The sequence below is a fragment of the Pseudomonas sp. genome (assembly GCF_030684895.1).
Taxonomy (GTDB): Bacteria; Pseudomonadota; Gammaproteobacteria; order Pseudomonadales; family Pseudomonadaceae; genus Aquipseudomonas.
Window position 1 is genome coordinate 113,790 of the sequence record NZ_JAUXXP010000059.1, and the last position, 21,389, is coordinate 135,178.

14 protein-coding genes are annotated in these 21,389 nt (G+C 61.1%); 6 read left to right on the forward strand and 8 right to left on the reverse strand.

Annotated elements, in window-relative coordinates; all coding sequences use genetic code 11:
* Window positions 1–98: 98 nt before the first annotated feature.
* Window positions 99–365 (reverse strand): CDGSH iron-sulfur domain-containing protein, encoded by a 267-nt coding sequence (locus tag Q8M42_RS21020; RefSeq protein WP_370692702.1) that lies wholly within the window; start codon window positions 363–365, stop codon window positions 99–101.
* A 76-nt stretch (window positions 366–441) separates the two neighbouring features.
* Window positions 442–4,338, reverse strand: coding sequence for a phosphoribosylformylglycinamidine synthase (gene purL / locus Q8M42_RS13950; RefSeq protein ID WP_304865535.1), 3,897 nt, complete (start codon window positions 4,336–4,338; stop codon window positions 442–444).
* Between the two features lie 164 nt (window positions 4,339–4,502).
* On the opposite strand from purL, the gene mltF reads away from it, so the two are divergent.
* Window positions 4,503–5,963 carry a membrane-bound lytic murein transglycosylase MltF gene (mltF, locus tag Q8M42_RS13955; RefSeq protein ID WP_304865537.1) on the forward strand — a complete coding sequence of 487 codons (1,461 nt, stop codon included), beginning with the start codon at window positions 4,503–4,505 and terminating at the stop codon, window positions 5,961–5,963.
* On the opposite strand, the gene tadA is transcribed toward mltF, so the two are convergent.
* From tadA to guaB, 4 genes are all read right to left on the reverse strand, one after another.
* On the reverse strand, window positions 5,960–6,442 hold the full coding sequence (gene tadA / locus Q8M42_RS13960) for a tRNA adenosine(34) deaminase TadA (RefSeq protein ID WP_304865538.1): 483 nt from the start codon (window positions 6,440–6,442) through the stop codon (window positions 5,960–5,962). The two genes, mltF and tadA, sit on opposite strands and share 4 nt — an antisense overlap.
* A 2-nt stretch (window positions 6,443–6,444) precedes the next feature.
* Window positions 6,445–7,815 (reverse strand): multicopper oxidase family protein, encoded by a 1,371-nt coding sequence (locus tag Q8M42_RS13965; RefSeq protein WP_304865540.1) that lies wholly within the window; start codon window positions 7,813–7,815, stop codon window positions 6,445–6,447.
* 169 nt (window positions 7,816–7,984) lie between these two features.
* Entirely contained in the window at window positions 7,985–9,565 is a 1,581-nt protein-coding gene (gene guaA / locus Q8M42_RS13970; protein WP_304865542.1) for a glutamine-hydrolyzing GMP synthase, read from the reverse strand.
* Between the two features lie 228 nt (window positions 9,566–9,793).
* Window positions 9,794–11,263 carry an IMP dehydrogenase gene (guaB, locus tag Q8M42_RS13975; protein ID WP_304865544.1) on the reverse strand — a complete coding sequence of 490 codons (1,470 nt, stop codon included), beginning with the start codon at window positions 11,261–11,263 and terminating at the stop codon, window positions 9,794–9,796.
* A gap of 171 nt (window positions 11,264–11,434) precedes the next feature.
* On the opposite strand from guaB, the gene Q8M42_RS13980 reads away from it, so the two are divergent.
* Window positions 11,435–13,552 (forward strand): TonB-dependent siderophore receptor, encoded by a 2,118-nt coding sequence (locus Q8M42_RS13980; protein WP_304865546.1) that lies wholly within the window; start codon window positions 11,435–11,437, stop codon window positions 13,550–13,552.
* Window positions 13,553–13,576: 24 nt separating this feature from the next.
* Here Q8M42_RS13980 and Q8M42_RS13985 read toward each other — a convergent pair whose 3' ends face one another.
* Window positions 13,577–14,131: a sugar ABC transporter ATPase gene (locus Q8M42_RS13985; protein WP_304865548.1), complete on the reverse strand. Its 555-nt coding sequence runs from the start codon at window positions 14,129–14,131 to the stop codon at window positions 13,577–13,579.
* A 105-nt stretch (window positions 14,132–14,236) separates the two neighbouring features.
* Between Q8M42_RS13985 and xseA the strand changes: the two genes are divergently transcribed.
* From xseA to leuA, 4 genes are all read left to right on the forward strand, one after another.
* Window positions 14,237–15,616, forward strand: a complete 1,380-nt coding sequence (gene xseA, locus Q8M42_RS13990) for an exodeoxyribonuclease VII large subunit (RefSeq protein WP_304865550.1) — start codon at window positions 14,237–14,239, stop codon at window positions 15,614–15,616.
* Window positions 15,617–15,679: 63 nt separating this feature from the next.
* Complete coding sequence (locus Q8M42_RS13995; RefSeq protein ID WP_304865552.1) at window positions 15,680–16,504, forward strand: peptidoglycan DD-metalloendopeptidase family protein; 825 nt, start codon at window positions 15,680–15,682, stop codon at window positions 16,502–16,504.
* Between the two features lie 103 nt (window positions 16,505–16,607).
* Window positions 16,608–18,284, forward strand: a complete 1,677-nt coding sequence (locus Q8M42_RS14000) for a flagellinolysin (protein ID WP_304865553.1) — start codon at window positions 16,608–16,610, stop codon at window positions 18,282–18,284.
* Between the two features lie 288 nt (window positions 18,285–18,572).
* Window positions 18,573–20,243 carry a 2-isopropylmalate synthase gene (gene leuA, locus Q8M42_RS14005; RefSeq protein WP_304865555.1) on the forward strand — a complete coding sequence of 557 codons (1,671 nt, stop codon included), beginning with the start codon at window positions 18,573–18,575 and terminating at the stop codon, window positions 20,241–20,243.
* A gap of 21 nt (window positions 20,244–20,264) precedes the next feature.
* Here leuA and Q8M42_RS14010 read toward each other — a convergent pair whose 3' ends face one another.
* Window positions 20,265–21,332 (reverse strand): SDR family oxidoreductase, encoded by a 1,068-nt coding sequence (locus tag Q8M42_RS14010; protein ID WP_304864616.1) that lies wholly within the window; start codon window positions 21,330–21,332, stop codon window positions 20,265–20,267.
* Window positions 21,333–21,389 lie beyond the last annotated feature (57 nt).

The following is a 21,389-nucleotide window of genomic DNA, read 5'->3' on the forward strand; positions in this document are numbered from 1 at the left end:
CATTTTGCCTTATCGGGTATTCGCGCAGCCCATCACACTTGCACCCTATGACCGGATAATGTGCTGCGTGTTCAACCTATTAGCGCCATCAGCTAGACCTACAGGCCGCGCCAGAAACGCCGCCAGCGGGCCTTGAAGCCGCTTACCGGCTGGTTATGGCTACCATCACAGTAAGGTAGACGTTGCGAGCGAGCGCAACGGCAAAGCAGCAGAAACTGCTCACGTTCAGGCTGTAGTTCAAGCACATCAGGGCAGGCAGAAACACAATCGGGAAGCTGGGACGAACGCCCGCAGCGGCACAGCAGCAAGGTATCGCCAGATTTGACCTGGCGCACCTCAGGCAGAACAGAGTCTTGCGGATTCACACGCCCTCTCCCGCCCTTAGGGCACCCTCTCCCACAAGCGGGAGAGGGTCAGCAGAGGGCCGCATTGCGGCCGCTGTTAATCCACCCACACGCGAGCGTTGCGGAACATCCGCAGCCAGCCGGCATCTTCCTGCCAGTCATCCGGCTTCCAGGAGTTCTGCACGGCGCGGAACACCCGCTCCGGGTGCGGCATCATGATGGTCACGCGGCCGTCGCGGCTGGTCAGACCGGTGATCCCGCGCGGCGAACCGTTGGGGTTGGCCGGGTAGGTTTCGGTGACCTTGCCGTGGTTGTCGATAAAGCGCATGGCCACGCAGCCGGACAGATCGGCTTCGAGCAGAGCTTCCTCGTTCTCGAACTCGGCATGCCCTTCACCGTGGGCGATGGCGATTGGCATGCGCGAACCGGCCATGCCACGCAGGAAGATCGACGCCGACTCCTGCACCTGGACCATGGCCACGCGCGCCTCGAACTGCTCGGAACGGTTACGCACGAAATGCGGCCAGAACTCGGTGCCAGGGATCAGCTCGTGCAGGTTGCTCATCATCTGGCAGCCGTTGCACACGCCGAGACTGAAGCTGTCCTTGCGCTCGAAGAACGCCTGGAAGCCGTCACGGGCGCGGCTGTTGAACAGGATCGACTTGGCCCAGCCCTCGCCAGCACCGAGCACGTCGCCGTAGGAGAAGCCGCCGCAGGCGACCAGACCCTTGAACTCGTCCAGGCTGACGCGGCCACTGAGGATGTCGCTCATATGCACGTCGATCGCGTTGAAGCCCGCGCGGTCGAAGGCCGCAGCCATTTCCACCTGACCGTTGACGCCCTGCTCACGCAGCACGGCGATCTGCGGACGTACACCCTTGCGGATATACGGCGCACTGATGTCCTGATTGACGTCGAAGCTGAGCTTGGCCGACAACCCTGGGTTTTCCTCGTCGAGGATGGTGTCGAACTCCTGCTCGGCACACTGCACGTTGTCGCGCAGACGCTGAATCTGGTAGCTGGTTTGCGCCCACTGGCGCTGCAGCAAGCGGCGCTGGCCGCCGAATACCGGCTGACCGTTGAAGCTGATTGCCACGTCGTCGCTGTTGACCGGCTGACCGATCACCGCCACGCAGTCGCCTAGACCGGCAGCGCTGAACTGCGCCAGCACTTCCGGGGTGGCGTCCTGATGCACCTGAATCACTGCGCCCAACTCTTCGTTGAACAGCACAGCGGCCAGCTCAGCGCTGTTATCGGCCAAGGCGTCGAGGAACAGGTTGAGACCGCAATGACCGGCAAACGCCATCTCCAGCGCGGTCACCATCAAGCCACCGTCGGAACGGTCGTGGTAAGCGAGGATATGACCGTCAGCATTCAGACCCTGGATTACCGCAAAGAAGGCTTTGAGGTCTTCGGCGTCATCCACATCCGGCGCCTGGGTGCCGAGCTTGCCGTAAACCTGGGTGAGGATCGAGGCGCCCATACGGTTCTGTCCACGGCCCAGGTCGATCAGGATCAGGTCGGTTTCGCCCTTGTCCATGCGCAGTTGCGGGGTCAGAGTCTTGCGAATATCGCTGACAGGAGCAAAGCCAGTCACCACAAGCGACAGCGGCGAGGTCACACTCTTATCCGTGCCCTCGTCGCGCCATTGGGTTTTCATCGACATCGAGTCCTTGCCCACCGGGATGGTGATGCCCAGCTCCGGACACAGCTGCATGCCGACCGCTTTCACGGTGTCGTACAGGCGCGCGTCTTCGCCTGGGTGGCCGGCAGCGGCCATCCAGTTGGCGGACAGTTTGATGTCGGAGAGCTTTTCGATGCGCGATGCGGCCAGGTTGGTCAGCGTCTCGCCAATCGCCATGCGCCCGGAGGCCGCAGCATCCAGCAGCGCCAGCGGTGTGCGCTCGCCCATGGCCATGGCTTCACCGGTGTAGACGTCGAAGCTGGTGGCAGTCACAGCACAATCGGCCACCGGCACCTGCCACGGGCCAACCATCTGGTCACGGGCAACCAGACCGGTAATGGTGCGGTCGCCGATGGTGATCAGGAAGCTCTTGCTGGCCACGGCTGGGTGATGCAGCACGCGGGTAACGGCTTCGTCGATGGCCAGGGTGCTGGCATCGAAATCATCGCCCAGTTCAGCTTCGCGAGCAGCCGAACGGTGCATGCGTGGCGGCTTGCCCAGCAGCACCTCCAGTGGCATGTCCACCGGAGTGTTGGCGAAATGGCTGTCGGTCACGGTCAGGTGGGCTTCTTCGGTAGCCTCACCGACCACGGCAAACGGGCAACGCTCGCGTTCACAGATCGCCTTGAAGCGCTCGAAATCGACGGCGCTGACGGCCAGTACGTAGCGCTCCTGGGACTCGTTGCTCCAGATCTCGTGCGGCGCCATGCCCGGTTCGTCATTCGGCACGTTGCGCAGTTCGAAGCGGCCACCGCGGCCACCGTCATTGACCAGCTCGGGGAAGGCGTTGGAAATACCACCGGCACCAACGTCGTGGATAAAGGCGATAGGGTTGTGGTCACCCAGCTGCCAGCAACGGTCGATCACCTCCTGGCAGCGGCGCTCCATTTCCGGGTTTTCGCGCTGTACCGAGGCGAAGTCCAGGTCAGCCGAGCTGGCACCGGTAGCGACCGAGGACGCGGCGCCGCCGCCCAGGCCAATCAGCATGGCTGGGCCACCGAGCACGATCAGCTTGGCGCCCACAGTGATCTCGCCCTTCTGCACGTGATCTGCACGGATATTGCCCATGCCACCGGCGAGCATGATCGGCTTGTGATAGCCGCGCACTTCTTCGCCGCGCGGGGTCTGGATCGCCTGCTCGAAGGTACGGAAGTAGCCAGTCAGGGCCGGACGGCCGAACTCGTTGTTGAACGCCGCGCCGCCCAGCGGGCCTTCAATCATGATGTCCAGCGCAGTAACGATGCGCTCGGGCTTGCCATAGGGCACTTCCCAGGGCTGCTCGAAACCGGGGATGTTCAGGTTGGATACGGTGAAACCGGTGAGGCCTGCTTTCGGCTTGGCACCACGGCCGGTGGCACCTTCGTCACGAATCTCGCCACCGGAACCAGTGGACGCACCGGAGAACGGCGAGATAGCCGTCGGGTGGTTGTGGGTTTCCACCTTCATCAGAATATGCACCGGTTCCTGGGTCGCTCCGTACTGGCGAGTCTCAGGGTCCGGGAAGAAACGCCCAGCGACGCTACCCACGATCACCGAGGCGTTGTCCTTATAAGCGGACAACACACCTTCGCTGTGCATCTGGTAGGTGTTCTTGATCATGCCGAACAGGGATTTTTCCTGACTCTGGCCGTCGATATCCCAGCTGGCATTGAAGATCTTGTGCCGGCAGTGCTCGGAGTTGGCCTGGGCGAACATCATCAGTTCGATGTCGTGGGGGTTGCGCCCCAGACCGTTGAAGCTGGTCACCAGGTAGTCGATTTCGTCTTCGGCCAGGGCCAGGCCCAGCTCAACGTTGGCCTTTTCCAGGGCGGCGCGGCCGCCACCGAGAATGTCCACCGCAGTCAGCGGCTTGGGCTGGGCGTGGCTAAACAACGCCGCAGCACCTTCGAGGTTATCCAGCACCAGCTGAGTCATGCGGTCATGCAGCACGTCGGCAACCTGCTGCGCCTCGGCAGCATTCAGCTCGCCGCTGACGTAATAGGCCAAGCCGCGCTCAATGCGCTGAATCTTCGCCAGGCCGCAGTTGCGAGCGATGTCGCTGGCCTTGCTCGACCACGGCGAGATGGTGCCAAAGCGCGGAATGGTCAGGAACAGGCGGCCGCTTGGCTCCTGCACCGGCACACTCGGGCCGTACTTCAGCAAACGGGCCAATACCTGCTCTTCGTCGGCGTTAAGCACGCCGGTGACTTCAGCGAAATGCGCGAACTCGGCATACAGGCCGGTGACCGCAGGAACCTTGCTGGTCAGTTGCTCAAGCAGTTTGCCGTGACGGAAAGCAGAAAGGGCGGGAGCGCCGCGCAGGATCAACATCGGGGACAGCCTCTGGGAAGGGGTGTACTTTGAGGCCGTGCATTCTAGCCTAAAGCGCCGCCAACGGCACCCGTGAAGGCGGGCCAAACGTAGCAACTGCGCTAGCAGAGAAGCAACCCGCTGTCGAGATATGGCGCGCCCCATGCTTTGCGTATACTGCGCCAATGTTTGCCCACTCTGCGTTCCGTGTGCGCCGCGCCTGCTGGCTGTCGGTGATCGGAATCCTCCTGGTGCTCGGCGGCTGTGCTGAAGAACCCAGCACACTCGAGCGCGTTCAGGCGGAGGGTGTACTGCGGGTGATCACCCGTAACAGCCCAGCCACCTATTTCCAGGACCGTAACGGCGAAACCGGCTTCGAATACGAGTTGGTGAAGCGCTTTGCCGACGACCTGGGCCTTGAGCTGAAAATCGAAACCGCCGACAACCTCGACGAGCTGTTCGCCAGCCTAAACAAACCCAACGGCCCGGTACTGGCTGCCGCTGGCCTGGTAGAAAGCGACGGACGGCAGCAACACGCACGCTTCTCCCTGCCCTATCTCGAAGTCACCCCCCAGGTGATCTACCGCAACGGCCAGCAACGCCCGACCCGCCCGGACGATCTACTCGGCAAACGCATTCTGGTGCTTAAAGGCAGCAGCCACGCCGAACAACTGGCCGCCCTCAAGCTGCAGCTGCCGGAGCTGGCTTACGAAGAATCCGCCGCCGTCGAGGTGGTCGACCTGCTGCGCATGGTCGATGAAGGGCAGATCGACCTGACCCTGGTCGATTCCAACGAACTGGCGATGAACCAGGTGTACTTCTCCAACGTGCGCGTGGCCTTTGACCTGGGTGACGCACAGAACCTGGCCTGGGCCACCGCCCCCGGCGAGGACCGCAGCCTGCTGGATGAGATGAATGCCTTTATCGAGCGCGCCCACAAGAATGGCAGCCTGCAACGGTTGAAGGATCGCTACTACGGCCATGTCGACGTACTCGGTTACGTCGGCGCCTACACCTTCGCCAAACACCTGCAGCAACGCCTACCGCGCTACGAGAAGTACTTTCGCGAAGCCGCCCAGGCCAATCAGGTCGACTGGCGCCTGCTCGCCGCCATGGGTTATCAGGAGTCACTCTGGCAACCCACCGCCACCTCGAAAACCGGTGTACGCGGACTGATGATGCTGACCCTGCGCACCGCTCAGGCCATGGGCGTGTCGGATCGCCTGAACCCCAAACAGAGTATCGAAGGCGGCGCCAAATATATTGTTTACGTGAAGGATCAGCTGCCGGAGAGCATTCAGGAGCCGGATCGCACCTGGTTCGCCCTGGCCTCCTACAACATCGGCGGCGGCCATCTGGAAGATGCGCGCAAGCTCACCGAGGCCGAAGGCCTGGACCCGAATAAATGGCTGGATGTGCAGAAGATCCTGCCGCGCCTGGCGCAGAAGCAGTGGTACAGCAAAACCCGTTATGGCTATGCCCGCGGCGGTGAGCCGGTGCACTTTGTGCGCAACATCCGCCGCTACTACGACATCCTCACCTGGGTAACCCAACCGCAGCTGGAAGGCTCCCAGCTCGCGGAAAGCAATCAGCACCTGCCGGGCATCGACAAGCGCCAGCCCAATGAGCAGACCCCACCGCTTTAACGCTGCTCGCGCCTAGCTTTAAAAAAAGCACTCAGCACTGCCCCACACTCCTCCGCCAACACACCACCCTCGATCAGCACCCGGTGATTGAGGAACTCCTGGCTGAAAAACTGCCCACGACTGATTGCCACCCCGGCTTTGGGTTCAGTCGCGCCATACACCACGCGCTGCACCCGCGCATGCACAATCAGGCCAGCGCACATACTGCACGGCTCCAAGGTGACATACAGGGTGCTGCCAGGCAGGCGGTAGTTATCCACGGCTTGCGCGGCGGCGCGAATCGCCACCATTTCAGCGTGGGCGCTAGGGTCATGGGTGGAGATCGGGCAATTGAAACCGCGCCCGACAATCTGGCCATCCTGCACCAGCACCGCGCCGACCGGCACCTCGCCCAAGGCGGCGCCTTCGGCGGCCAGGGCCAGAGCCTCGCGCATAAAGTGCTGATCCTGGCTGCGATCAATAATCAGGGGTTGGCGCACGCTTACACGACCTCGATTGATGCCATCAGACCGGTTTCCATATGGTCGATCACATGGCAGTGGAACATCCATACCCCAGGATTATCGGCGACCAGCGCGACGCGGGCACGCTCATTCTTGCCCAGCAGGTAGGTGTCGGTGAAATACGGAATGATCGACTTGCGGTCCGAGGCCAGTACCTTGAAGGTCATGCCGTGCAGGTGGATCGGGTGCTGATATTGGCTGAGGTTGCGCAGCTCGAAGATATAGCTCTTGCCCAGCTGCAGACGGGCAATCGGCCGGTCGGCGCAGGTCTTGTCATTGATATCCCAGGCCTGGCCATTGATCTGCCAGAAGCTGTGCGCCGCGCCCTGGGCCAAACCAACCGAAACCGCGCCGGCCCATTCGAAGCTGAACTTGACGGTTTCTGCATTGGCCAGATCAGGCTCAGCCACCGGATTGGCGGGCAACGCAGGCGGCCACTCACCCGCCCCCTCGGCACTGGGCTGCGCGCGTAGAGTCGCCAGGCGCAATGGCCCATTACGCAGCGACAGCTCCGCGCCAGCTGCCGGCACCTTCAGCCCCAGCTCAATGCGCATACCCGGCCCTAGCCAGTACTCCTTGCCCAGCGGCCGTGGCTCGACCGGATTGCCATCCAGTGCATAGATGCGCGCATCCGCGCCAGGCAGATTGAGGCGATAGGTCAGGGTGTTATCCAGATTGATCAGACGCAGGCGCACCACCTGCCCGGCGGGTAAATCCAGAGTCGGCGCATGCTGGCCATTGACCGTACTCAGCCGCCCCGGTGTACCGCCCCGCGCCGCTTCGCGCGGCACGCTGAATGCAGTAAATGCGCCCTGCTCGTCGATATGCCAGCTTTTCAGGCTCAGCGTGTGGTCGTGGCGAAAGCCCGTCGGCTCGCGCTCCTCGACAATCAGCGCACCGACTAAACCACGGCCCAGCTGCTCGCTGCTGGTGACGTGCGGGTGATACCAGAAGCTGCCGGCATCGGGGGTGATGAAGTTGTAGTTAAAGTACTCACCCGGCAGCACCGGCGCCTGCGACACATAAGGCACACCGTCCATTTCCAGCGGCAGGCGGATGCCGTGCCAGTGAATAGTGGTCGGCACGTCCAGCTTGTTGATAAAGCGCACACGCAAGCGCTCGCCCTGACGGCAGCGCAGCTCCACACCCGGCGCCTGACCGCCGTAAGCCCAGGCCGGCGTGCTATGGCCCGGCACCAACTCGATATCCAGCGGCGCAGCGATCAGCTCGTAGTCGTGGGTCGCCAGATTCTCCGGGCGGCCCAGCCAATAGCGCACGCCACCAGCGCCCAGGCCGACGACACCAAGCCCTGCCAGGCCAACCAGCATTTGTCTGCGGGTAAAAGACATTGAGATTCCCGTAGCCCGGATGCAATCCGGGAAGATATCAAGCCGGATTAAAACCGGACCACCAATTGCAATATCTTCTCATTTAAGCGGCAGGATTGACGACCCCGAAAAACGGACAGGACGCCGCAGCAGAAACAACAAGGGCGCCCGCAGCACCCTTGTTGTTAACTCACTCCCACTCGATGGTGGCAGGCGGCTTGCTCGACACGTCATAGGTGACGCGGGAGATGCCTTCGATTTCGTTGATGATGCGGCCGCTAACGGTCTCCAACAGCTCGTACGGCAGGTGCGCCCAACGTGCGGTCATAAAATCGACAGTCTCCACCGCGCGCAGGGCAACAACCCAGGCGTAACGACGGCCATCGCCAACCACGCCAACCGACTTAACCGGCTGAAACACCACGAACGCCTGGCTGACCTTGTGGTACCAGTCGGCCTTGCGCAGTTCTTCGATAAAGATGTGGTCGGCGCGGCGCAGCAGGTCGGCGTATTCCTTTTTCACTTCACCGAGGATGCGCACGCCCAGGCCTGGGCCCGGGAATGGGTGACGGTAGACCATGTCGTACGGCAGGCCCAACTCCAGACCCAGACGACGCACTTCGTCCTTGAACAGTTCGCGCAGTGGCTCGACCAGTTTCAGGTTCATTTCTTCCGGCAGGCCGCCGACGTTGTGGTGCGACTTGATCACGTGGGCCTTGCCGCTTTTCGCGCCAGCCGACTCGATCACGTCCGGGTAGATGGTGCCTTGGGCGAGGAACTTGATGTTGTCCAGCTTGCAAGATTCGGCATCGAACACGTCGATAAAGGTGCGGCCGATGATCTTGCGCTTCTTCTCCGGGTCGGCTTCGCCGGCCAGGTTACCGAGGAACTGCTCTTCGGCGTTGGCGCGAATCACTTTGACACCCATGTTCTCGGCGAACATGGCCATCACTTGCTCGCCTTCGTGCAGACGCAGCAGGCCGTTGTCGACGAATACGCAGGTCAGCTGATCGCCGATAGCCTTGTGCAACAGCGCCGCAACCACCGAGGAATCCACGCCGCCGGACAGGCCGAGCAGTACGTTGGCGCTGCCAACCTGGGCGCGCACGTTGGCGATGGCGTCTTCAACGATGTTGGAGGCAGTCCACAGCGCTTCGCAGCCGCAGATTTCCAGAATAAAGCGCGAGAGGATGCGACCGCCCTGCTTGGTGTGGGTCACTTCCGGGTGGAACTGCACGCCGTAGTAGCCGCGGCTGTCGTCGGCCATGGCGGCAATCGGGCAGCTCGGGGTGCTGGCGAGAATATGGAAGCCGGCTGGCATGGCGGTGACTTTGTCACCGTGGCTCATCCACACGTCGAGGCCGAACACGCCGTCGTCATCGACATGGTCTTCGATGCCGTTGAGCAGGCGGGCTTTGCCGACGATATCAACGCGGGCATAGCCGAACTCACGCAGTTCGGAGCCTTCAACCTTGCCGCCCAGTTGCTCAGCCATGGTCTGCATGCCGTAGCAGATACCGAAAACCGGCACACCGAGGTCGAATACGGCTTTCGGTGCACGCGGGCTGCCGGCTTCATGCACCGACTCCGGGCCACCGGCGAGGATAATCCCGCGCGGGGCGAAGGCACGGATGTCATCGTCGCTCATGTCGAACGGGTGCAGCTCGCAATACACGCCGATCTCGCGCACGCGGCGGGCGATCAGCTGGGTGTACTGGGAGCCGAAATCCAGAATCAGGATGCGGTGAGCGTGGATGTCTTGATGAGCCATGGCCGTCTCTCGTAGCGAAATTCACAAATAACTCGGGGCTGCCCCGTTTTTCTCAACAGCAACAGCCCCGCGCTTTCCCAATCTTTCCAAAAATCGATTTGCCGCGTCGCGAGCGCAGGTCAGGCAAGGCGAAAAGAAGCGAGAAAGCGGAGTTGGCTGAAGCCAATGAGCATTTCGAGTTTCTTTTCAACGCAGCATGGCCAAGCGCAGCAGCGTCAAATCGATTTTTTAGCCGACGCGATAGTTCGGTGCCTCTTTGGTGATCTGTACGTCGTGGACATGCGACTCGGCCATGCCAGCGCCGGTGATGCGCACAAACTCAGGCTTGCTGCGCATCTCTTCGATCGTCGCACAACCGGTGTAGCCCATGGAGGCGCGCAGGCCGCCCATCAGCTGGTGAACGATGGCTGCCATTGCGCCTTTGTATGGCACGCGGCCTTCGATGCCTTCCGGCACCAGCTTCTCGGCACCGGCCGAGGAGTCCTGAAAGTAACGATCCGAGGAGCCCTGTGCCTGCGCCATCGCACCCAGCGAACCCATGCCGCGGTATGCCTTGTAGGAACGGCCCTGGAACAGCTCGACTTCACCCGGCGCTTCTTCAGTACCGGCGAGCATCGAACCGATCATCACGCAGGACGCACCGGCGACGATGGCTTTGGACAGGTCACCGGAGAAACGAATCCCGCCATCGGCGATCAACGGCACACCGGTGCCAGCCAGTGCGGCGGCAACGTTAGCCACGGCGGAGATTTGCGGCACGCCGACACCCGCGACGATGCGCGTGGTGCAGATCGAGCCTGGGCCGATGCCGACCTTGACCGCATCGGCGCCGGCGTCGGCCAGGGCCTTGGCGGCTTCGCCGGTGGCGATGTTGCCGCCGATCACCTGCACGTCCGGGAAGTTCTGCTTGACCCAACGCACGCGGTCGATCACGCCTTTGGAGTGGCCGTGGGCGGTGTCGACGATGATCACGTCAACGCCGGCGTTAGCCAGTGCCGCGACGCGGTCAGCGGTATCGGCACCGGTACCAACAGCTGCACCAACACGCAGGCGACCTTGGTCGTCCTTGCTGGCCAGCGGGTAGGCTTTGGCTTTTTCGATGTCCTTGACGGTCATCATGCCCTTCAGGTGGAAGGCAGCATCGACGATCAGGACTTTTTCGATGCGGTGCTTGTGCAGCAGCTCGCGCACCAGGTCTTTGTCGGCACCTTCCGGGACGGTGACCAGACGCTCTTTCGGCGTCATCACTTCACGCACGGTGGCGTCCAGGCGGTTCTCGAAACGCACGTCACGGGAGGTGACGATGCCGACCAAGTCACCATCGCTCAGCACCGGTACACCGGAGATGTTGTGCATGCGGGTCAGGTCGAACAGATCACGCACGGTGGCGTCGGCTTCGATGGTGATCGGGTCCTTGACCACGCCCGCCTCGTAGCGTTTGACCTTACGTACTTCGGCAGCTTGCTGCTCGACGGTCATGTTCTTGTGGATGATGCCGATGCCGCCTTCCTGAGCCATGGCAATCGCCAGACGGGCTTCAGTCACGGTATCCATGGCAGCAGAGAGCAACGGAATATTCAGTTCAATGCCACGGGTCAGACGCGTTTTGAGGCTGACATCCTTCGGCAGAACTTCGGAATAACCTGGAATAAGTAGAACGTCGTCGAAGGTAAGAGCTTCTTGACTGATACGCAGCATGGCGGGGGCTCCCGGACGGGAAAATTGGAAGCGCGCCATTATACTCAGACGCCCCTCTGCACTCAACGCAAACAATCACATTGCTCTGCACCCGCTTACGCAGCGCTATCCAAGCGCGGAACATGACGAATACAATAATGATTCTCAAAAACACCCGCAATTGAGTAGTAAATGCCTTACAACCGCCTCTCTTACAGCCCACACGCCTGGCGCGCCACCCTGCTCGCCCTCGCCTTGGCACCGACTACAAACAGCCTCGCCGCCGAAACCACCAGCCCACTTGAGCTACCCAGCCAGGCCGTTACCGCGCCACGTGAAGCCGCAGACAGCTACACCACACAGACTGCCAGCACCGCCAGCAAAAGCGCCGTGCCGATCATGCAGGAAGCCCAAGCCGTGCAAGTGGTGACTGAGCAGGTGATCGAGGACTATCAGGTGCAGTCGCTGGACGACGCAATGAAGTTCGTCAGCGGCATTACCCAGAGCAATACCCTGGCCGGAACCCAGGATGGCTTCGTCAAACGTGGCTTCGGCAGTAACGCTGACGGCTCAATTCTGCGTGACGGCATCCGTTCCAGCCTGTCGCGTAACTTCAGCGCCACTACTGAGCGTGTGGAAGTACTCAAAGGGCCGGCCTCCTTGCTTTATGGCGCACTGGAGCCTGGCGGCCTGATCAACGTCATCAGCAAACAACCGGAATACCTTCGTTACAGCAAAGTAAGCGGCGAACACTCCAGCTTCGGCGGCGGCAACCTGTCCTTCGACACCACCGGCCCGCTGGGCGACAGCGGCTTTGCCTACCGCCTGATTGCTGAACGACAGCACGAGGACTATTGGCGCAACTTTGGTGCGGACAACCACACCCTGATCGTCCCTTCCTTAAGCTGGACCGGCGATGACCTGCGCATCACCCTGGCTTATGAGCGCAAGGAATACTCAGCGCCAATGGATCGCGGCACGGTGATCGTCAACGGCAGGCCGGCAAATACCAAGTACAACGCACGTTTCAACGAGAGCTGGGCAAAAGCTGAAGGCACCGATGAACTATTCACTGCCAAGGTCGAATACCAGCTCAATCCGGACTGGCTGAGCCGCCTGACCTACGGCTGGAACAACGAGCGCTACGACTATGCCGAGGCACGCCCCAGCGCGCTCAACGCAACCACCGGCGCACTCAGCCGCCGCGCCGATGGCAGCGAACACGACAATCAAACCCAATATCTGGCCTGGGACTGGATCGGTAACAGCACGCTGTTCGGCCAACGCCATGACCTGCTAATCGGCGCCGATACCGAGCGCGTCGATAACTTCCGTGGTGATACCTATCGTGGCACGGCAGTGGGCGGTTTCAATATCTATATGCCTGCCTACGGCAACCTCCCCGAGCCATCGGCGCTGAACAGCGCGCAAAGCGATAGAAACGACCAACTGCACTCACGCTCGCTGTATGTGAAAGACAACTGGCACCTCAACGAGCAATGGATAGTGGTGGCCGGCGCTCGCTATCAGCACTTTGAGCAGTTGGTCGAACAAGGCCGTGGCAAAAACTACACGAAAACCACCGACCGCCAAGACAAAGCCTTTCTGCCGTTTGCAGGCTTGGTTTACCAGCTCAACCAACAGGTTTCGCTCTACGGCAACTACAGCCGCTCGTTCGTGCCCAACGCCTCCGACACCGACACTGGGCAGGCATTCGACCCGGAACAAGGGCGCAGCTACGAAGTGGGCGCCAAGCTCGACCTGGGCAATGCCCTCACGGCCAGCGCGGCGCTGTTCGATATCGAGAAAGAAAACGTTGTGGTCAGCAACAACGGCACCTCGCAAGCGGCCGGCAAGGTGGGATCGCAGGGTGTGGAAATCGACGTCAGCGGGCGCATTGCCGAACGCTGGGAGCTGCTCGGCACTTACGCCTACACCGACACGGAAATCCTCGACGACCCGGCCAACCAAGGCAATGAATTGGTCAATGCTGCGCAAAACACCGCCAGCCTGTACCTCACTCACCATCTGGCCCTGCCCAGTGACGCGGGGCAATGGCGGATTGGCGGCGGTGCGCGCTATGTCGGCGAGCGCGCGGGGGATAACACCAACAGCTTCTGGCTGGACAGCTACACCGTGGCCGATGCGTTTATCAGCTGGGAAAGCCAGCTACTGGGCGACAAAACCCGCCTGCAACTGAACGCCCGCAACCTATTCAACCAAGAGTACTACCCCTCCAGCGGCGGCAACCTGCGTGTCGCGGTGGGTGAACCGCGCGAGCTGCGCCTGTCAGCCAGCGTCGAGTTTTAATCAGCAACCTAGCTCAGGGATGAGCTAAAACAAATCCACCCGCACTAACGAAACCGCATAACCCAAGCGCGCAGCAAACTCATCGAGAAAGCTCTGCTTAAAACCGGCATCAGCCCAGTTATTGAAGATAAAACCCAGGTTGGAAAAGCCACAGGGCTGCAGGAATAAAAAGCCGTTGATGTCATCTTCATGACCACAACGCGGGCAAGTGAAGTTATCCGTATGCCCTGGCATCCACTCATCCAGGCTGTCGAACAGTGGCCCGCCGATTTCCTTACGACACTGCGCACAGCCCGCCTCCTCAAGAAAGCCAGCGGTCGGCGTATAGATGCAGCGCTTGTAGATAATCTCCAGACCATGCACCGCCTGGCCGAACGGCAACAGCTCAGGACGCTCGACTACGCGCCGCGCGCCCTCGGCAATGCCGTAGCCCATGTGCTTATAGGTGCGCCCGCAGGTGGTTAGTTGCTCTTCGATGATGTTCTGCTTAACCAGCCAACGCACAATCAACCGCGCCCGCGCCTCATGGCCGGGAAAGCTGGAAATCTGCGGCACGATGATCGCTTGCTGCTCACTCATAACGGGACTCGGTTTGCGCTAAAGGCGCGCAGCTTAATGGGCTCACGGTGACGGTCAAGACCAATCCGCTATGGCCGACAGAGCAAAGCCTTTATTATGCCGGCCATGATCAAAGATCCCTTCCAACGCCTGAACCTCGACCGCGAGGTGCTCAGCGTCAGTCAACTGAACAACCGCGCACGTCTGCTGCTGGAAGATGTATTCGGCGGCATCTGGGTTGAAGGCGAGATATCCAACTTGGCCAAGCCGGCGTCTGGGCATATCTACTTCACCCTGAAAGACAGTCAGGCCCAGGTACGCTGTGCATTGTTCCGGCAAAACGCCGCCAAAGTACGCCAAGCCTTGCGTGATGGCCTGGCCGTGAAAGTACGCGGCAAGGTCTCGTTGTTTGAAGGGCGCGGTGATTACCAGCTGATTCTCGATGCCGTGGAGCCTGCCGGCGACGGTGCGCTGCGTCTGGCGTTCGAGGCATTAAAGGAAAAACTCAGCGCTGAAGGTTTGTTCGCAGCCGAGCATAAAATCGCCCTACCGCCCCACCCCAAGCGCATCGGCATTATCAGCTCACCGACCGGCGCGGTAATCCGCGACATCATCAGCGTATTTCGCCGTCGCGCACCGCAGGTCGAACTAACCCTGATCCCCACCGCCGTGCAAGGCCGTGAAGCCACTGCACAGATCGTCCGCGCCCTTGGCGTGGCAGACCGCAAGGGTTTCGATGCGCTGATCCTGGCTCGCGGCGGCGGTTCACTGGAAGACCTCTGGTGCTTTAACGAAGAGCCGGTGGCCCGCGCCATTGCCGCATGCATCACGCCCATCGTCAGCGCCGTGGGCCATGAAACCGATGTGTCCATTGCCGATTTTGTCGCCGACGTGCGCGCGCCGACGCCTTCTGCCGCCGCTGAGCTGCTGGCCCCCGACAGCAGCGAACTGGTGCAGCGCCTGCATAACCTCAAGCGCCGCCTCAACCTGCGCATGCAACACCGCCTAGAGCGCGAACGTATGCGCCTGGAAGGGTTGCAGCGGCGCTTGCGCCACCCTGGCGAACGCCTGCGCCAGCACGCCCAGCGCGTGGATGATCTGGAGATGCGCCTGACCCGCGCCTTCGCACGCCAGCTGAATAGCCGCCGCGAACGCCTGAAACACTTGCAGACCCGCCTGCTCAGCCTGCACCCGGAACGCAACCTCAAGCTGCTCGATCAGCGCCTGCAGGCCCTGGCCGAACGCCTGCAGCGCAGCATGCGCGAAGGTCTCAAACAGCGTCACCTGCAACTGCACAGCCAGATGCACACCCTGCATGCGGTCAGCCCGCTGGCGACCCTCGGGCGTGGCTACAGCATCCTGCTGGATGAGCGCGGCCGCGCCATCCGCAACGCTGCCGACACCCAGCCAGGTCAACGCTTAAAGGCGCGCCTAGGCAACGGCGAGCTGGATGTGCGAGTTGAAGACAACCATGTGCAGCCGGCCACCCTCTCGCTGCTCGACTGACCTTTTCGATTTACCTTTTAAAACGGTGGATAAGCTTCGCGTTATCCACCCTACGGATATCCAATGCGCCTGTTCACCCTGCTTACCCTGTTCTGCCTCGCACTGCCTGTCCACGCCGAAGGCTTTATCAGCCGGCTGCTCAATAAACCGGTGCCGGGCGGCGTGGCCGTGGTTGATCTGGGGCCGGCAAGCAGCGCACCCACGGTTCGCTATCACAGCAAACCGGTTCTGGTGGTTCACGAAGACCAGCAGCGCTGGATCGCCATCGTCGGCATCCCGCTAAGCATCAAACCGGGCAGCCAGCAGATCAGCGTCAACGGCAGCCAGACACTGAGCTTTCAGGTCGGCAGTAAGCATTACGTCGAACAGCGCATCACCATCAAGAATCAGCAGCAGGTCAATCCGAACGCCAAGAACCTTGCGCGTATCGAACGCGAACTGGCCGAACAGACACGTGCCTACCAGCAGTTCAGCGCGCGCCAGCCGAGCAATCTGCTGTTTGACAGGCCGGTGAACGGCCCGCTATCCAGCCCCTTCGGTTTACGCCGTTTCTTTAACGGCGAGGAGCGCAACCCGCACTCTGGCCTGGACTTCGCCGCCAGCCGTGGCACTTCGATCAAGGCGCCAGCTGCGGGAAAAGTGATTCTGGTGGGCGATTACTTCTTCAATGGCAAAACCGTATTCGTCGACCACGGCCAAGGCCTGATCAGCATGTTCTGCCATTTGTCGGTGATTGGCGTGAAGGTGGGCGATGAACTGCCGCGTGGCGGCGTGCTCGGTAAAGTCGGCGCCACTGGGCGGGCCACTGGCCCGCACCTGCACTGGAACGTCAGCCTGAACGATGCTCGGGTTGACCCGGCAATTTTTATCGGCGCTTTTACGCCATAACCGTTCGTCGACTTGCTCCGTAACTCTTTCAAGACCCTTCAGCGCATGCCGATTACGTCTGTGACGCCGGGCTTTCCGTCCGGCTGAGTGGGTACGCACGAAGATGCTGACGGTTAATACCAACATCTCGTCGTCGTTTACACGTCGCCAACTGGAGAGCAACAGCACGGCCCTGAGCACTTCGCTGCAGCGTCTGTCCACGGGACAACGCATCAACAGCGCGAAGGACGATGCCGCCGGGCTGCAAATCTCCAACCGTCTGACCTCGCAGGTGCGGGGGCTGAATGTGGCTACGCGCAATGCAAACGACGGCATATCGCTGCTGCAGGTAGGTGAAGGCGCGTTGCAAAGCGTCACCGATGCCCTGCAGCGCATTCGCGCGCTCGGTTTGCAGGCCATGAACGGCTCCAACGGAGCCAGTGAACGCACTGCCTTGGATCAAGAAGCTCAACAGCTGCTGCAAGAGATCAACCGCGTTAACGAAACCACGACCTTTGCTGGCCGTAAGGTGTTTGACCAAGGCACTTTCTCGGTCCTCGGCGACCTCGATCAGAGGGCCGTGCTCAACGCTCTGAAAGGATTCTGGATCAGCGAGGGTGAACAGCGTGTGGCCGATGCGTTTGGCCTGAGCGCGGATGGTGCTGAACTGAAAATCACCTTTACCAACGACTCCTCCAGCCAAGCACTGGCTTCTGTTTCAGGCAGTTCGGGGGCTGGCGGGAAGATCTTTAATCAGGTTCTCAACGTCAACCTCGCCTACTTTGATGCCTCAACCCTGCCCAACGGCGGCAGTACGCCGCAATACACCGACCGGGTTATTGCCCATGAAATGGCGCATGCGGTCATGGGCCGCACCATGAACTTTGCCGGACTGCCCAGCTGGTTTATCGAGGGCAGCGCCGAGGCCGTACAGGGGGCTGATGAGCGACTGGCTGGGGACACCGCTGGCGGCACCAATACGGCGGCCATTCTGGCGGCATTTAACGCTGATGATGTCAGCGGCTCAGCAGGCTATTCCGGCGGCTATGCCGCCATTCGTTACATGCATGACGAAATCAAGGCGGCGGGCGGCAAGGGCATCAAAGACATCATGGGTTACCTGAAACAGAACAGCGGCTCGACCCTGGATCAGGCGTTGACCAATGCCAGTAAAGGCGCATTCAGCAGCTTGGCGGACTTCAGCACCCAGTTCAACGCGGATGCGGCGACCTACATAGCCGGACTGGACCTGACCAACGCCGATACCGGGGCGATTGGTGGTTTCGATGCTGACGGCGGTAATGTTTTGACTGCTGAGAATGTACTGCTAAACCAAGGCACAGGCTTCCCCGGCTCACAAGGTTTCAAGCTAGTTGAGCCTGAACTGTTTAACGCCAAGGGCGTAGGCGGCAATACCATCACTCAATTCCAAGTTGGGGCCGAAGCGTATGAAACCATCCAAGTTGGCTTCAGCTCATTCAGTGCCGACGCAATGGCCCTGAGCCGCCTGGACCTCAGCAAGACGCCCGGTCTGGCGGTGATGGATATTGATGATGCCCTGGCCTATATCGACCGCCAGCGTGGCTACATGGGGGCACTGCAAAACCGCCTGGAAAGCACGATCAATAACCTGCAAAGCATTGCCGAAAACGCTGCAGCTAGCCGCTCCCGGATTCTCGACACTGATTTTGCTGCAGAAACCTCAAACCTGGTTTCTCGCCAGATCATTCAGCAAGCCGCGCAAAGCGTACTTGCCCAAGCCAATCAACGGCCGCAAGCCGTGCTAAGCCTGCTCGGTTAAGCGCTCGCAATCGCCGCTACATATTCGGCACATCACCGCAAAAAAAACCCAAAATAATCAAAAACAAGCAATCCGAAAGCGTTTTTTTATCAATACTTGCACGCTTTACCCTCGCTGGTTAGGGTTGACGCCATGAATACCCATCACACCCTTATCCTGCTGCGCCAACACACCAATCTCTGCTTGGTCAGCCAGCGACTGCGTGGCTAGTTCTTACGCCCACGCCCTGCCTTATTCTTCAAATTCCGCCCGGCTCGCCGATTGCCGCCGCGCTAAAAGGATTGCCCCATGAGCATGCTTAAAGACCCGTCCAGCAAGTACCGCCCGTTCACCCAGATTGCCATCCCGGACCGCACCTGGCCGGACAAGATCATCGACAAGGCACCCATCTGGCTGTCCACCGACCTGCGCGATGGCAACCAGTCGCTGATCGAGCCGATGGATGCCGAGAAGAAGATGCGCTTCTTCAAGTGCCTGCTGGCCGTGGGCCTGAAGGAAATCGAAGTGGGTTTCCCCTCCGCCTCGCAGACCGATTTCGACTTCGTCCGCGAGCTGATCGAAGGCGGCCATATCCCGGATGACGTGACCATTCAGGTGCTGACCCAGGCCCGTGACGACCTGATCGAACGCACCTTCGAGTCGCTGAAAGGCGCGAAAAAGGCCATCGTTCACTACTACAACGCCTGCGCGCCGAGCTTCCGCAAGATCGTCTTCAACCAGGACAAGGCCGGCGTCAAAGCTATCGCCGTGGCCGCCGGCCAAACCATCAAACGTCTGGCTGACGCCGCTCCGGAAACCCGCTGGGGCTTCGAGTATTCGCCGGAAGTGTTCAGCTCCACCGAGATCGATTTCGCCGTCGAGGTGTGCAACGCGGTGATTGAGGTGTTCCAGCCGACCCAGTCGAACAAGCTGATCCTCAACCTGCCAGCGACCATCGAGTGCGCCACGCCGAACAACTACGCCGACCAGATCGAGTGGTTCGGTCGGCATATCGACCAGCGCGACAGCGTGCTGCTCAGCGTGCACACCCACAATGATCGCGGCACAGGCGTGGCTGCCTCCGAGCTGGCGGTGATGGCGGGCGCGGATCGCGTCGAAGGCTGCCTGTTCGGCAATGGCGAGCGCACCGGCAACGTCTGCCTGGTGACCCTGGCGTTGAACCTCTACACCCAGGGCGTCGATCCGCAACTGGACTTCTCCGATATCGACACCGTGCGCAAGGTGGTCGAGGACTGCAACCAAATCCCGGTGCACCCGCGCCACCCGTATGTCGGCGACCTGGTGCATACCGCGTTCTCCGGCTCGCACCAGGATGCGATCCGCAAGGGCTTCGCCCAGCAGAAGGCCGACGCCTTGTGGGAAGTGCCCTATCTGCCAATCGACCCGGCCGATATTGGCCGCGATTACGAGGCGGTAATCCGCGTCAACAGCCAGTCCGGCAAGGGCGGCATCACCTTCCTGCTCGAACAGGAATACGGCATCAACCTGCCACGGCGCATGCAGATCGAGTTCAGCCAGGTAGTGCAGAAGGAAACCGACCGCCTCGGTCTGGAAATGAGCGCCGCGCAGATCTACCAGCTGCTGGAGCGCGAGTACCTGCAGGCCACCACGCCCTACTCCCTGAAAGGCCACCGCCTGCAGGAAGAAAACGGCACCAGCGCGGTCGATGTAGAAGTCGTCAATGCCGGCGAAACCCAGCACTGGCGCGGAATTGGCAAAGGCCCGCTGGAAGCCCTGGTCGCCGGCCTGCCGGTGGCCGTGGAGATCATGGACTACAGCGAACACGCCATCGGCGCCGGCACCAATGCCAAGGCGGCGGCCTATATCGAACTGCGGGTTAACGGCGGCCGCGCGCTGCATGGCGTCGGCATCGATGAAAACCTGACTACCGCGAGCTTCCGCGCGCTGTTTAGCGCGCTGAATCGGGCCATCGGCCAGGCAGCGGAACAGGCGGCCTGATCAGTGCAGTAGCCGTCAGCGCTATACGGTTGACGGCTCACTCGCCAGGTAGCGCGCTGTGGCCTGCAAGGCCTGGCCGATATCCGGCCACTGCAGTTGATGGCGCTGCGCCAAGGCCTGAGTTGCGGCGGTGTTGAAACGAGTGGTCTGGATAAAATCCAGCGACTCGGCATCGGTACGCAGCAAACGCGGCACACCCGGAATCTTCAGCAACGCCCGTAGCAAAGGAATCGGTACATGCCGACTCGGTGCACTGACGCCTAGCGTGTGGGCCAATTGCTGCAGCATGCCCTGCAAATTGGGCGTCGCGGCATCCAGGGCGAGAATCTCCTGCCCGGCCTGCTGCTTATCAAAGGCCGCGGCCACGATCAGCTCGGCGAGAAAATCCACACTGACCAGCGGCAGCCAATGTGCGGCTGAACCCGGAATCGCCCCGAGCAAACCGCCCGCCAGGTTACCGATCAGTCCCGCCAACGGCTGTGCTGGCAGAATATGCCCGCTGCGACTATGGCCGCACACAGTGGCCGGATGCACCACAGTCAGTGGCGACTGCAGCTCAGCCATACGCGCGCGCACACGGAAATGCGCCTCCAGCTTGCTGCCTTCATAGGCGCCGGTGCGTTGATAGACCTTGTCCCAGTCGGTGCGCTCGGGCTGCTGCAGATCAATGCCGATGCGCTGTAGATGCCCATGATTGGCCAGCATAAAGCCGCCCACCATCAGCAGCCGGCTGCCTTGCTGCGCCGCCAGTTCAGCCACCGCCAACGCGCCTTCGACATTGACCCGACGCGCCTGTTCGGCAGCCAGCCCCCAGGCGAACTGCGCGCCCAGGTGAAACACCACAGCAGCCTGACGCACCTGCTCACGGGCAGCGGCATCCAACTCCAGCCCCGGCAAGCCCAGATCACCGCCAACCGCCGTGAGCAAATCGTCCCGCCCGCCCAACTGCTCGATCTGCTCGCGCAAAGCTGGCAGGCTGTGCGGTCGACGCATCAGCACGCTGACCGGGTGACCCTTGTGGGTGAGTAACGCCAGCAGATACTGACCGATAAAGCCGCTGCCGCCGGTGACAAAACATGGCTGATTCATCGCCAATCCTCCTGAGTCGTTGATGACCCAAGCAGGCTAAACTATCGAGCACACTCG

What these genes read in the sequence shown, in the direction of transcription:
- purL (WP_304865535.1), bottom strand. Translation starts at nt 4,338, where the DNA reads ATGTTGATCCTGCGCGGCGCTCCCGCCCTTTCTGCTTTCCGTCACGGC.
- mltF (WP_304865537.1), top strand. Translation starts at nt 4,503, where the DNA reads ATGTTTGCCCACTCTGCGTTCCGTGTGCGCCGCGCCTGCTGGCTGTCG.
- Q8M42_RS13965 (WP_304865540.1), bottom strand. Translation starts at nt 7,815, where the DNA reads ATGTCTTTTACCCGCAGACAAATGCTGGTTGGCCTGGCAGGGCTTGGT.
- guaA (WP_304865542.1), bottom strand. Translation starts at nt 9,565, where the DNA reads ATGGCTCATCAAGACATCCACGCTCACCGCATCCTGATTCTGGATTTC.
- guaB (WP_304865544.1), bottom strand. Translation starts at nt 11,263, where the DNA reads ATGCTGCGTATCAGTCAAGAAGCTCTTACCTTCGACGACGTTCTACTT.
- Q8M42_RS13980 (WP_304865546.1), top strand. Translation starts at nt 11,435, where the DNA reads ATGCCTTACAACCGCCTCTCTTACAGCCCACACGCCTGGCGCGCCACC.
- Q8M42_RS13985 (WP_304865548.1), bottom strand. Translation starts at nt 14,131, where the DNA reads ATGAGTGAGCAGCAAGCGATCATCGTGCCGCAGATTTCCAGCTTTCCC.
- xseA (WP_304865550.1), top strand. Translation starts at nt 14,237, where the DNA reads ATGATCAAAGATCCCTTCCAACGCCTGAACCTCGACCGCGAGGTGCTC.
- Q8M42_RS13995 (WP_304865552.1), top strand. Translation starts at nt 15,680, where the DNA reads ATGCGCCTGTTCACCCTGCTTACCCTGTTCTGCCTCGCACTGCCTGTC.
- Q8M42_RS14000 (WP_304865553.1), top strand. Translation starts at nt 16,608, where the DNA reads ATGCTGACGGTTAATACCAACATCTCGTCGTCGTTTACACGTCGCCAA.
- leuA (WP_304865555.1), top strand. Translation starts at nt 18,573, where the DNA reads ATGAGCATGCTTAAAGACCCGTCCAGCAAGTACCGCCCGTTCACCCAG.
- Q8M42_RS14010 (WP_304864616.1), bottom strand. Translation starts at nt 21,332, where the DNA reads ATGAATCAGCCATGTTTTGTCACCGGCGGCAGCGGCTTTATCGGTCAG.